Source organism: Bradyrhizobium sp. 604_D8_N2_3, assembly GCF_051810765.1.
GTDB classification, from domain to species: domain Bacteria; phylum Pseudomonadota; class Alphaproteobacteria; order Rhizobiales; family Xanthobacteraceae; genus Bradyrhizobium; species Bradyrhizobium barranii.
Genome location: NZ_JBPWPM010000001.1, coordinates 4,774,512 through 4,787,138 on the forward strand (window position 1 = coordinate 4,774,512; position 12,627 = coordinate 4,787,138).

Below are 12,627 nucleotides of genomic sequence, written 5' to 3' on the forward strand. Positions count from 1 at the left end.
GTCATCATCATGCTCGATACCGTCAAAGCCAAATCACCGATTCAAGCGGCCGCACCTCATCCGCTCGATCCCCTGACGGCCGAAGAGATCACGGCCGCCTGCACGCTGGTTCGTGCCGCCGCGACCTCGCCGGAGAACTGCCGCTTCCCGACGGTGCGGCTGGAGGAGCCGACCAAGCAGGAATTGGCCGCGAGCGGAGTGGGGCGCCGTGCCTTCACCCTGACGCTGGACGTGACGACGGGCGAGGCGATCGAGCACATCGTCGATCTCGCGCGCAATGAGATCGTCGCGCGCAAGGTCCTTCCGAACCGCGAGGCGCCCTATGGGCAGCCGCCGGTGATGCTGGAGGAATTCTTCAAGTGTGAGGCCGTGGTGAAGGCCGACCCCGGCTGGCGCGCGGCGATGGTGCGGCGCGGGTTGACCGACAAGGATATCGAGCTAGTCCAGGTCGATCCGTTCTCCTCGGGCTTCTTCGATTTTCAGTACGAGCGCGGCGCCCGCATCGTGCGCGCTGTCAGCTTTTTCCGCGAGCACCTTCAGGATAACGGCTACGCCCATCCGATCGAGGGCGTGGTCGCCGTCGTCGACCTGATCGGCGGCAAGGTCATCGACCTCACGGACGCCGATCCGATCGTGCCGATCCCGCGCAAGAAGCGTAATTACGGCGCACACGAAGTCAAGAACCCGCGCACCGACATCAAGCCGCTGCATATCGAGCAGCCGGAGGGCGCGAGTTTCAAGGTCGATGGCTGGAAGGTCGACTGGCAGAAATGGAGCTTTCGAGTCGGCTTCACGCCGCGCGAGGGCCTGGTGCTGCATCAGCTCGCCTACCAGGACGGTGCGCGCAAGCGCTCGCTGATCCATCGCGCCAGCGTTACCGAGATGGTGGTGCCCTATGCCGATCCGACCGAGAACCATTTCTGGAAGTCGGCGTTCGATGCCGGCGAATACGGGCTCGGCATGCTCGCCAACGCGCTCGAGCTCGGCTGCGACTGCCTGGGCAATATCCATTATTTCGACGTGCCGGCCGCCGACAACAAGGGCGCCCCCTTCGTCATGCAGAACGCCATCTGCATGCATGAAGAAGACTACGGAATTGCCTGGAAGCATTACGAATTCCGCAACGGCCTGTTCGAGGTCCGCCGCTCGCGGCGCCTCGTCATCTCGTTCTTCGCGACCGTCGGCAATTACGACTATGGCTTCTACTGGTACCTGTACCAGGACGGCACGATCCAGCTCGAAACAAAACTCACCGGCATCATCCAGACCGCCGCTGTGCCATCAGGCGAAAAGTACAAATGGGGCGGCATGGTCGACGACAATCTGGGTGGCCCCACGCACCAGCATTTCTTCAACGTGCGCCTGCACATGGACCTCGACGGCGGCGGCAATACCGTCGCCGAGCACGAGTTCGTGCCGCGGCCCTGGGGCGCGGACAATCCGCACGGCAACGCCTTCGACACCACGACGCGCGTGCTGTCGCGCGAGCGTGATGCGGCTGCCATTGCGAATGGCGAGACCGGCCGGTTCTGGAAGATCAGCAATCCCAACGAGACCAATTCGGTCGGCAACGCGCCGGCCTACAAGCTCGTCGTCAATCCGAGCCCGCTGATGCTGGCGCAGGAGGGCAGCTACGTGCGCAAGCGCGGCGGCTTTGCGACGAAGCACGTCTGGGTCACGGCCTTCGACAAGGACGAGAAATACGCGAGCGGCGATTATCCCAACGTCCATGCCGGCGGCGACGGCCTGCCGCGCTACGCCGCGCAGAACCGCAACATCGAGAACACAGATCTCGTGGTGTGGCACTCCTTCGGCCACACCCATGTCTGCAAGCCCGAGGATTTTCCGATCATGCCGGTCGAATATGCCGGCTTCATGCTGAAGCCGACCGGATTCTTTTCGGCCAATGCCGCCGGCGACATTCCGCCGGAGCGCAACAGCCGCAGCGTGCTGGCGGGCGACCCGAAGGATGCCGCCGGCGGCGCGTGCTGCCACGCCGGCAAAGCTTAGGCTCGTCGCGCGACAACAACGTTCGCAGCAGGCCAACCAGCGCTCGTTCGCTGGTCGCATGCGCTCGCGGTCGAATTGTCAGGGGAGTATTGCTGCCCCTTTCGAAGGGCCCGCGACGCGACGGCCGGCCGCACGTCGAAAAGATCGCTTCCAATTCCTTTCGAGAGTGATACCATCTTAAGGTTGTATTCTTTAAGGAGATTTCCCATGACCCATGCACTCAATCTCACGCTGCCGATCAAGCAGGATGCCGAGACCCTGGCAAAGCTGCGGAATCTCGAGGCGAGCTTCACTGAGAAGGTTCAGCCCGCCATCGCGGCGGCGCTGAAGCAGTCCAGGATCGTTCATTTCGCCCGGGTCGTCGTCATCGAGGACAAGTACATCCAGGTCATCACCGAATATGAGGGAACGCACCAGGAATACACGGAGTTTTTCCGGCGAGCGCTCACGCCGATATTTGCCGCGATATTTTCCCTGGCAGATACGACTGGCCTGGACATCAACGATCCCAATGCGTTCTTCGAACTCTCGAAGAACCACAACGCGCGTTCGCTGGGCACCGCGACCGACGGCTCAACCGACATCAGCGGCAACCCGTCCGGCTGGCTGTTCTCGGCTTATGACGGCATGACTGTCGCAGACATTCTGGCAAAGCTCGGGAAATAGCTTTCAGAGCGTATTTGCGCTTTCGAGATAGGCCGGCTTTGAGGCTGCCTATCGGCTGACCGTTCTTGCAGGACAGGCGCCATGGTGGATCTCGGCAATTTGCAGGCGATCGTCGCTCGAAGCTCCGCCAAGCCGCTACTCGCGGTTCTGTTGTTTAGGTTTGGCGACGCCGGCGGTGCCAGGTCCTTCCTGCGGCAATGGATACCGCGAGCAGCGGTGGGGGCGGGCCCGGACCCCGATGGTCCCGCGTTCCACTTCATGTTCAGTTGGAACGGCATCGCGACGTTGATGTCGGGTCGCCCCGACCTTGACGTCGCGCAGGGGCGGCGGCAGTTCGAGGTATCGTTCGTGGACCCCGCGCAGGCGCCGGATGGCGGCATTGCGACACAGCTTGGTTTCTTCGACGCCAGCGCTCCGGCGGGATGGTGGGATGGCAAGTTCAAGTCGGGCGATATCGATCTGGCCATCCATATCGGGTTCGATACGCCCGAGCAGAAAGCCGATTGCCTCGCGCAGGTGCGGCAGTCGGCGACAGGTTTCGGTGTCCGGGAATTGTCACTCGAAAGTTGGGACGACGGCGCGCTGTCCGGCTGTCGGCCAGCCGACGGCCGCCTGCATTTTGGCTATCGTGATGGAATCACCGCGCCCAATGTTGACTGGCAGGATGCGCCGGCTGCCAGGGCTTCCGACGCCGTCGATTGTCGCGAGATCGTCGTCGGCTATCCGAACAGCGATTTTCCCACTTCACCGTTCAAGTCCGGTCCGTGGCAGGACTTCGCGCGCGATGGATCGTTCGTCGGCCTGTCGTGGCTTTATCAGGACGTCGCGGCCTTCAACAAATTCCTGAAGGCGAATGCACCGCAGGCGGCGCCGCATGTCGGCCCGGAACTGGCCGAAGAATGGATCGCGGCCAAGATGATGGGGCGCTGGCGACACGGGTCGCCGCTGTCACGCTTTCCGGATGCACCACCGTCGACCCCGCAATTGAACGATGCGTTCGGCTATGGCGACGATCCAAACGGCGTCAGATGCCCGCTCGGGGCTCACATTCGCATTGTCAATTGCCGCGATCATCCGCTGAAATTTGCCAATCAGATTCGTTTCCCCAAGGGGCCGCCACGCGTCATACGCCGCGGATTTTCCTACGGTCCTCATCTGGAGGGCACGGAGGACGACGGCAAGGACCGCGGCATCGTAGGGCTTTTCTACTTCGCCAGGATCAACGAGCAATTCTATACCATCCTGCGGTGGATGCATCAGACCGACTTTGCCGACGCCTACATGCGCCTTCCGAACGGAGCCAATGCGCAGGATGCCTTGACCGGAAACCGGGCAGATCCAAAGGCCGCGACCCGGTTCCAGGTTCCGCTCGCGGGGGACGCCTCCGTGACGTTCCAGATGAAGCAATTTATCCGCTACAAGGGGGTCGCGGTGCTGTTTGCCCCGAGCGTTAAAGCGCTCAACGCGATGATTGCCGCGCAAGGTTGAATTGCCGGCTCCCGTCAGCCGTCGCATCGTCGTCGCAGCCATTCGCTCGCGGCAACGCTGATCGCCGAAGCTCCGGCGATCGGCGCGAGGTAGCACGCCCGCCGTTGCGGACAAGTGGCGAATGTTCTCACTCTAGAAGCATTCCATTTCGAAGCGCTCGCAGAAGCCGGCGATGCACCTCGACGCGCATATGGGCGCATTGGTCGCACGATTTATTCTCCGGTCTCGATAGATTCTAACTCTGCGTCTCTCGCACTGAAGATGCCCCCGCGTTAGGGCGAGAGTCCAAAAATCATTCCGGCAAAGCCGGCAGTGCGTGGGGCCTCGCTAGACGTGTCAGACTTCCAACTTCGTTCGTGCTCCAATGCGCGCCTTCGACAGCTTCAGGTGCTTTTCTTCGGCGCCGTCAGCATATTCGCTCTCTGCGTTCCCTTCGCGCCTGCGCAGGCGCAGACTCAAATTCCCACGGTCTCGGTGGAAGCGCCGGCGCAGCGCGCCCGACCCGCTTGATGAAAGTCGAGACGATGAGAGCGATATTTGGCAAGCTGCATCGCTGGGCGGGACTGCTGACGGCCGGCTTCCTGTTCTTCTCCGGCATCACCGGGGCGATCATCTCCTGGGACCACGAGATCGACGAGGTGCTGAATCACCACCTGTTCGATGTCACCAGCAAAGGCCCGTCGATTCCCTCGATCGAGCTCGCGAAGATGATCGAGCAGCGCGATCCCCGCGCACGCGTCGTCTACCTCTTCATGACGCCGGAGGAGGGGCACTCGCTGTGGTTCTTCGTGATGCCGCGGATCGATCCGGCGACGGGAAAACGCTTCGCGATCGACTACAACCAGATTTTCCTCGATCCCAACACCGGTGTCGAGCTCGGCCGGCGCTATTGGGGCGCGGTGTGGCCGGTGACGCGCGAAAACCTCGTCTCGTTCCTCTACAAGCTCCACTATACCATGCACATCCCGGAATTCTGGGGCAGCGATCGCTGGGGCATGCGCGTGCTCGGCGTGATCGCCATCATCTGGACCATCGATTGCTTCGTCGGCTTCTATCTGACGCTGCCCTCGCGACGGCGCGCCAAGGCCGCGCGGGCGCCCCAGGTCACGCGCCAGCTCGAACGCGGCTTCTGGGCGCGCTGGGCGCCGGCCTGGACCATCAAGGCATCGGGCAGCGCCTACCGGATCAATTTCGACATCCATCGCGCTTTCAGCCTGTGGACCTGGGGCGTGCTGTTCATCATCGCCTTTACGGCGTTCTCGCTGAACCTCTATTTCGAAGTGTTCTCGCCGATGATGAAGATGGTGTCGAACTACACGCCGACGCCCTATGAGCAGCGGCCCTATCGCGATCTCGACGATCCCATCGAGCCCAGGGTGACGTTCGCCGACATTGCTGCGCGCGCGGCGGCTGACGGCAAGGGGCGAGGGTGGACCGTCCCGGTCGGCGCGCTCAGCTACGGCCCGGCCCATGGCGTCTACGCGGCCGCCTACTTCCATCCCGGCGACGATCACGGCGCCGGCGGCGTCGGGCCGGCCCAGCTCTATTACGACAGCGAGGACGGCCGCCCGATCGGCGAACGGCTGCCCTGGGTCGGCACCGCCGCCGACATCTTCGTGCAGGCGCAATTCCCGCTGCATTCGGGCCGTATCGTCGGGCTGTTCGGCCGCATCCTGATCTCGATCATGGGCCTCGTGGTGGCGGCACTCTCGGTTACCGGCGTCGTGATCTGGTGGCGCAAGCGCCGCGCCCGCGTCAGGGTGCGCGAGACCGCGGCGATGCGCCCGAGCCGGCAGCAGCTCACGCCGGCAGAGTAGGGCCGGCGTGCCGCTCGATCGTCTGTGCGTTTACCGGGTCCGCTCGTTGACGATGGGAACCGCTGTCTGCAGCGCCTGCTCGTAACGCTTCAACTGACTGAGCGAGAATTTCTTCATCGCCAGCAGTTCGTCGGACGTCTTGCCTCTCAATCGAGCGACGTTGGATGTCTTGAACACGTCATCATTTGCCGCCGAAGCGTTCTGTCGAAGCGCAAAAACCCTTTCGATGTTCTGCGACAACAGCCGATTGCGCTCCACCCCTTTGTTCGCGTGCTCCACATAGTGAAGCAGTCGATCGGTGGGCATGGCGCGAGCACTGTCTGCATCTCCTTCGATGAGGCGAAGCAGCTGCTCATCAACGATATCGGTGCATAGGTCGATACATTCGTCGCATATAAAGACAGCCGGCCCAGCCACCAGCTTGCTCACTTCATGCTGGTTCATGCCGCAGAACGAACAGTAGATGGGACGATCCTGCTGGGCAGGATTCTGCACGCCAGCACTCGGCTGCGCCGCATCAATCTTGGCCGACAGAATATTCCAGTTCTCGTACCCGAACGCTTTCGCGATCAGTTCCAAAGCTTCGCTGTGAGTGGTTTGCACGGCTTTGGCATTCAAGGCATCGCGCAAGGAACGAGCCATAGCCTTCGCATCGCGGAAATCGCGCATGAGAGCACCCGTATCGGCGAACGGAGAAGATCGGTGCCTGCCTTGCCGACCCGCTCGCCAATAGCGAGGGTGAGGGCGACTTTGATACGTTCACCATCCCCAAAGGGCGCAGGCAGCGGGTGTATCGACCCAACCGAATTTTGGCGCTGGACGGCCGCTCTTGTCAACCTGAAACGGGTACATCGACACCTCCGGCCGCCGCGCACGTTTGCAGTTCAGGAGCCGATGAACCTTCCAGTCCGGCACCGGCACAAAGACTGGAGATCGCTCCCAGTCTTCCGGAAATTGCAATGAGATCGCTCGTCTTGCTCTGCCTGCTCGTTTTCGCGACACCCACCGACGCCGCCACGCCCGAGCAGCACTATCTCGATTTGCGCGATCGCTACATCGCAAAATTCTCCAAAGCCAAGGAGAACGACGAGACTTTTAAGCAGCACGATGCGGCGCTTAACGAGCTGACCGGTGTGCTGCGCGGCTTGGTCGGACCGGTCACGATCAAGGGGCTGCCGGCCGAGGGCAAGTCGAACGCCGACACGCTGTTCAAGGGCGACTCGGGCTTCGGCCATCTCGACGGGCTGGGCTTCGCCTCAGAGGGCGACAAGATGCAGGCCGTGGTGACGACGACCGCGCTGCTCAAGCACTGGCTTGCCGAGCACCGCGAGGACGGCCTGCCGCAGGAGATCGCCGCAGCCTTCAAGTCGGATCGCTTCTACTATCAAGCCATCCAGGACTCGGCCTTCGCCAAATATGCCGAGCTGCCGATCACGAAACCCGCATCCGCGAGTGCCGCGGTCGCCGTGCTCGGCGTGCGCGGCAACGGCGACCTGAAGGGCGCGCCGCATGAAATCGACGTCGTCGCGATCCAGGGCGACAAGGTCTACTTCCTCGCCGCAACCGACGCCGCGAAGACGGCCGAGATCCCGGCCTGCGAAAAAGTCTGGAAGCAGATGATGGCCAGGAACACCCCAGAGGACGCCATGGCCAAGGAAGACCAGGCGATGGACGCCTACACCAAATGTTTCGCCAAGGAAGCGCCAAACCAAGGTTGGTACGCGGCGGCGGTGAAGAAGGCGCAGAGCCAGATCGATTTGCTTCCCATCCGCTAGAGCGCGCGGCAGCCGCAATTCATCAAACTACGGCCGCCTTCAACCGCTGATCGTTCCCCCACGCGAATATCTGGAGTCTCGATCAACGAGAAAAACGATAAGGTCGGCGTCCTCACTCGCTTCCAGCCTCGGTGAGGCTCTGTCGCCGGCGAACATCAGCGCGGTATGCTTATCGGCCTTGTGCCCGTCCGCGACGATGCTGCCCCGGAAGACGTAGAGCCAGCGATCGAAACCCGGTTTCGACGGAAGCTCAGTGCTTCGCCCCGCCGGCAAATGTATGTCGTAAAGGTAGATGGCTTGCCGCACGAAGGTCGAAGCGTCCGATCCCTCCGGCCCCGTCAATAGCCGCCATTTGTCTTTTCGCGCAGCCTCGTCCAGCTCGACGAACTGAACGTTGGGCTCTGCATCTGCGGTTTCGGGCCGAACGAAGATCTGGAGCATTTCGATCTGGTCGTCGCCGTCGACCTTCTCTTCATGGTGGAAGCCCCGACCTGCATTCATCACCATGAGCCGGTCGGATGAAATGACTTCGCTTCTGCCGGAGGAATCGGTGTGCAGCATCCTTCCGCTACGCATGTAGCTGATGATCTCGTCGTTGCGGTGTTCGTGCATCCTCACGACGAGACCGGGGTGAAGCCGGGCGTGGTCGATGACCCCAAGCCCGCCGAAGCCCGCATCGTCCCGTTGATCCAGCGAGATGCCTGGATGGATTCGGCGCAACTGGAATGGCCCGTGTGACCTGACCTGATGGGTCTCCGGTGACACGATTCCGATCCCATTGATGGGCGCAACGAAAGAAATGCTGTTACTCCTTGGCCCCGGCGGCTTAGGTCGATCTTGGGATCGATTACGACTGGATCGGCGGCAACACCTCGGTGAACAGGAGATGGATCAGCTTCTGCCCGCTCGGCGTGCCCCAGTTCTGGGCCAGTTCCGCGATCATGGTGTTGGTTGCCGTCAGGACAACGCCGGCGTCCTGCATGCGGCGGCGGGACATATCTTCCGAGAGTTCGAACGGCGATCCCGAGGCGTCCATGACGGCCTGCACCTTGTAGCCTTCGGCCACGGCGTCGATCGCCGGGAAGACGAGGCAGACGTCGGTCGTGACACCCGCCATGATCAGGTTCTTGCGACCCGTCGCTTCCACGGCGGCCTTGAAGTTGGCGTCGGTCCAGGCGTTGACGATGCCTTCGCGCTTGACGCGCTTGTCAAAGGCGTCGGGAAGGATGTCCTTCAGCTCGGGCAGCAGCGGACCCTGCAAGCGATCTTCCTGGCTCGATGTCAGGACGGTGGGGATGCCGAGAATGCTCGCGGTTTTCGCCAGCGCCAGCGACATGCGTCGGGCACGGTCGACATCGATGTTCTTGATCAATTGCATGGTGCCGATCTGGTGGTCGATCAGCAGAAGCGCGGAATCCTCAGGCGCGAAATAGTTAGGCATGGCGGGGTCTCCCTCGGTCGAACGAGCGGCATCGCTCGCCGATGAACCTATGGATGGAACGAACCCCGCGGCAGACTTGAAAAATGCCCACCTCATGTTTCATAAATGGAACATGTCAGCCTTTTCAGATTTCGACGGCCTTGCACTGTTCACCCGCATCGTCGAAGCCGGCGGGCTGGCGGCGGCCGAGCGTGCGACGGGCATTCCCAAGGCAACGCTGTCGCGGCGTCTGTCCGCCCTCGAGAAGACGCTCAACGTCCGACTGGTGCGACGGACGAAGAGGGGCGTCGCGCTGACCGAAGAGGGACAGCGGCTCTTCGACCGCACCCGGCCCGCGCTCAACCTCGCCGAAGAGGCCGTGGCTGAGGTTCAGGACGAGCGGGTTGCACTGTCAGGCACCGTTCGATTGTCGCTGCCGCCGGACATCGCGACGGCCGTTCTGGCGCCAGCGTTGATCCGCTTCAAGGTCAGGCATCCCAGCGTGATGATCGAGATGACCTTGGCCGATCGAAGGGTTTCGCTGATCGAGGAGGGATACGACCTAGTCGTGCGGATGGGGCAGGTTGCCGACTCCGGACTGATGTTCAAGAAGTTCGCCTCTCTGCCGCGCGTGCTGGTCGCGAGTCCGGGCTTTCTCGCCACACAGATGCCATTGAAAGAGCCGCAGGACCTGAATGAGATCCCCGCACTTGCGATCCGTCATGATTTGGTCGAGTGGGATCTACGAAGTCACGACGGCGCTGCTGTCACGGTGACTCCACGGATTGGCTTCGCGGCAAACCGACAAACGATATTGGTAGAGGCGGCGATCGCCGGACTCGGTGTCGCGAACCTGCCTTTGTTCATGGTGGAGGCGGCGCTGAATTCGGGAGCGCTCGTCCGCGTCATGACCGGATGGGAGTCGTCGCCCGTCGAGATGACTGCGCTGTGGCAGAAGGACAGGTTCAGCGGACGCCTGACGAAGGCGATCGTGGCCGAGTTTGCTGACGCCTTGAAGAGTGTCTGAGGTTGGATTGCCGTCTAAAGTGCACTGCCACCAACGTTCCAGCCCCGGCCACCTTCGCCAAAAATCTCATACCCGGTAGGCGTCACCACAACCGTATCCTCGAGCTTGATGAAGCCGCGCTTCGGATGCTTCATCGTCGTCTCGATCGAGACCACCATGCCTGTTTCGAGCGGCAGCCGGGCGTCGGTGTCGTCGTAGGGGACCGGACCCTTGGCGGTCAGGCGAGGGGCCTCGTGGCTAACGAGACCCATGCCGTGGGCCAGGAAATCTGTGCAGTCGCGCTGGGTGATCCGGGCAAGCTGCCGCTCGGCCGCGACGTAGATGTCGCCGCCCAGAGCGCCCGGCCGGACCGCGGCGAACGCGGCGCGCTGCACGGCTTCGATCTCGGCCAGACAGTCTCTCAGTTCGGCATCGGGCTCGCCCAGCACGGCCATTCGGGCGAGGTCGCCGATATAGCCGTGATAATTGCCGCCGGAGTCGAGCGACAGAACGTCGCCTTGCTCCCAGCGCTGCGCAGACGGCGCCCGGTTGTGGCTGCTGCCGCAGGCCAGCAGGCAGTATTCGAAAGTCAGGCCGCGATTGGCCTCGGCGACACGCAAGCTGTCCGACAATTGCTGCTTGGTGGTGCCCGGCCCGTGCGCGGCGATCACCTCCAGCATTGATGCAATGACGAGCTCGGACGCCGTCTTGAGCTTGGCCAGCTCGTCCGCCGACTTGACCGCCCGCAGCCGCTCCAGCACCAGCAGCGCGTCCTTGAGCTCGGCACCGGGCAGGGCGTCAGCGAGCGCCCTTCCAGCATCCATCGGCAGGAACGCCATCTCGACGCCGACCCGCTTCAAGGGCACGCCGGCGTCGCGGATCAGGCCAATGGCCCGTGTGACCGCGTCGACCGAGCCATTGGATTCGGTGCGGACCTGCGGCACCCACGGCGGCGCCACGGCACGCTGATGGGTTTCCAGACGGTGACCGATATAGACCGCCTTGTCCGGCGCACCCCTGGGATAGACCAAGACCGGCAGATAGCGGCTGACGCCCATCGCGTCCATGTAGTCGAAGAAGATCGCGCGCTCGGCCCCCAGCAGGTACTGCACATTGTGCTTGGAGGTCGCGACCAGCACGTCGAGGCCGGCGGCCTCCATGAGACGGTCGAGCTTGGCGGCGTCGAACGGAATGGCGCGCGAGCTGTTCGCGCGGGTGACGTTCTCCTGCATGACGGGCTCCTTGAGCGGCGGTTGAGACCGCCTTGTATCGTTGACCTCTTCAGGACTGCGACGCCTAGTCTAGCACAACCTCCACTCGCGCACCCAACTGAACGACCCAATGGCAAATGGAACCAGGACTGAGACCGTCGCCAGCTAGCGTCCACGCCTGAGGTCCGCGGTCGCGCGCCTGAGGATATCGTGAAGCCAGTCATGCGATGGCTCGCCCTCGATACGTTCGTGCCAGAGCAGCCGGACCTCGACAGGGGTTGTGGCGTAAGGCAATTCGTACGTCGTGATGGCATGCGCGCGTTCGAACGCCCGCGCCAATGGACGCGGAACGATGGCCGCGAGTTCAGAGTCCGCGAGCAGGGCGGGCAGCGCCAGAAAATGCGGCAGCGAAACCGCTATGCGCGGCGGCCGGTCGCTTTCGGACAATGCCCGTTCGAGCGCCGCGCGGTCATACATTTCCGATCGCCTTGCGAGGCCGCGCTCGGAGATGAAGCCTCCGATCGCGCCCTCCTGCTCGCCGCCGAAGGACACAACGACCAGCGGCATGCGCGCCAGGGCCGCGTTGTCGATCCGGCCGAGCTTGCGCTTTCCGCCCACGATCAGCACGTCGTCATATTCGAACAACAGCGAGGTCCGGAAGCGGCTCGGCGGATCCGAGAAGACGCCGATCGCAACGTCGATGCGACCAAGGTCGATCTGCTCGGCAAGGTCGATCCGTGTCACCGGCTTGATGATCAGGTCGATCGCCGGCGCCTCAAGCCCAAGTATCTTCAGGAGCGGTGACGCCAGCACCATCGTGGTGAAGTCGTTGGCGGCGAGGGTGAATTGCCTTGTGGAGGCCGCCGGAACGAAGCGCGGCTGCTCGACCGCCGCCTCGAGGGATCGCAGCGCTTCGCGAACCTGTGGCGCCATCGTCAATGCGCGCGCGGTCGGCTGCATGCCGGTCGCCGTGCGCACGAACAAATCGTCTTCCAGCATCTCGCGGAGCCGGGCGAGCGAATGGCTCACGGCGGATTGACTGAGCGCAACCCGCTGGCTCGCCCGCAGCACGCTGCGCTCCTCCATGACGGCGTCGAAGACCTTGAGCAGGTTCAGGTCCAGGGTCTTGAAGGAAACAGCCACGTGCAGGACACCGTCGCAGGCGGATCGCGCGCCCGTTGCGTACCTGCGATCGTTTCGAGTTAAGGCCATGCGCGCGGCCAACGCAACCGAG

10 protein-coding genes and 2 pseudogenes are annotated in these 12,627 nt (G+C 62.9%); 6 read left to right on the forward strand and 6 right to left on the reverse strand.

What is annotated here, in order from left to right:
• Positions 1-9 precede the first annotated feature (9 nt).
• The 4 genes from AB7245_RS22670 (at position 10) to fsrB (ending at position 5,981) form a co-directional block, all read left to right on the forward strand.
• Positions 10-2,010, forward strand: a complete 2,001-nt coding sequence (locus AB7245_RS22670) for a primary-amine oxidase (protein WP_439034991.1) — start codon at positions 10-12, stop codon at positions 2,008-2,010.
• A 207-nt stretch (positions 2,011-2,217) separates the two neighbouring features.
• A complete protein-coding gene (locus tag AB7245_RS22675; RefSeq protein WP_439034992.1) occupies positions 2,218-2,676 on the forward strand; it encodes a hypothetical protein in 459 nt (152 codons plus the stop codon).
• A 99-nt stretch (positions 2,677-2,775) separates the two neighbouring features.
• Positions 2,776-4,164 carry a hypothetical protein gene (locus AB7245_RS22680; protein ID WP_439034993.1) on the forward strand — a complete coding sequence of 463 codons (1,389 nt, stop codon included), beginning with the start codon at positions 2,776-2,778 and terminating at the stop codon, positions 4,162-4,164.
• A gap of 524 nt (positions 4,165-4,688) precedes the next feature.
• Positions 4,689-5,981 (forward strand): siderophore utilization protein FsrB, encoded by a 1,293-nt coding sequence (fsrB, locus tag AB7245_RS22685; protein ID WP_439034994.1) that lies wholly within the window; start codon positions 4,689-4,691, stop codon positions 5,979-5,981.
• 350 nt (positions 5,982-6,331) lie between these two features.
• Here fsrB and AB7245_RS22690 read toward each other — a convergent pair.
• Positions 6,332-6,425: pseudogene (locus AB7245_RS22690) on the reverse strand (ClpX C4-type zinc finger protein); the annotation flags it as partial.
• 72 nt (positions 6,426-6,497) lie between these two features.
• A pseudogene (locus AB7245_RS22695) lies at positions 6,498-6,650 on the reverse strand (glyoxalase superfamily protein); the annotation flags it as partial.
• Between the two features lie 290 nt (positions 6,651-6,940).
• Here AB7245_RS22695 and AB7245_RS22700 point away from each other — a divergent pair.
• Complete coding sequence (locus AB7245_RS22700) at positions 6,941-7,756, forward strand: hypothetical protein (RefSeq protein WP_439034995.1); 816 nt, start codon at positions 6,941-6,943, stop codon at positions 7,754-7,756.
• 39 nt (positions 7,757-7,795) lie between these two features.
• Here AB7245_RS22700 and AB7245_RS22705 read toward each other — a convergent pair whose 3' ends face one another.
• Together AB7245_RS22705 and AB7245_RS22710 are read right to left on the reverse strand one after the other, a co-directional pair.
• Positions 7,796-8,521 (reverse strand): pirin family protein, encoded by a 726-nt coding sequence (locus tag AB7245_RS22705; protein ID WP_439034996.1) that lies wholly within the window; start codon positions 8,519-8,521, stop codon positions 7,796-7,798.
• Positions 8,522-8,603: 82 nt separating this feature from the next.
• On the reverse strand, positions 8,604-9,197 hold the full coding sequence (locus AB7245_RS22710; protein ID WP_439034997.1) for an isochorismatase family protein: 594 nt from the start codon (positions 9,195-9,197) through the stop codon (positions 8,604-8,606).
• A 49-nt stretch (positions 9,198-9,246) separates the two neighbouring features.
• Here AB7245_RS22710 and AB7245_RS22715 point away from each other — a divergent pair, with 49 nt between their 5' ends.
• Positions 9,247-10,203 carry a LysR family transcriptional regulator gene (locus AB7245_RS22715; protein WP_223153554.1) on the forward strand — a complete coding sequence of 319 codons (957 nt, stop codon included), beginning with the start codon at positions 9,247-9,249 and terminating at the stop codon, positions 10,201-10,203.
• Positions 10,204-10,217: 14 nt separating this feature from the next.
• On the opposite strand, the gene AB7245_RS22720 is transcribed toward AB7245_RS22715, so the two are convergent.
• Complete coding sequence (locus tag AB7245_RS22720) at positions 10,218-11,414, reverse strand: M24 family metallopeptidase (protein WP_439034998.1); 1,197 nt, start codon at positions 11,412-11,414, stop codon at positions 10,218-10,220.
• Positions 11,415-11,558: 144 nt separating this feature from the next.
• Complete coding sequence (locus AB7245_RS22725; protein WP_354175580.1) at positions 11,559-12,536, reverse strand: LysR family transcriptional regulator; 978 nt, start codon at positions 12,534-12,536, stop codon at positions 11,559-11,561.
• Positions 12,537-12,627: the final 91 nt, after the last annotated feature.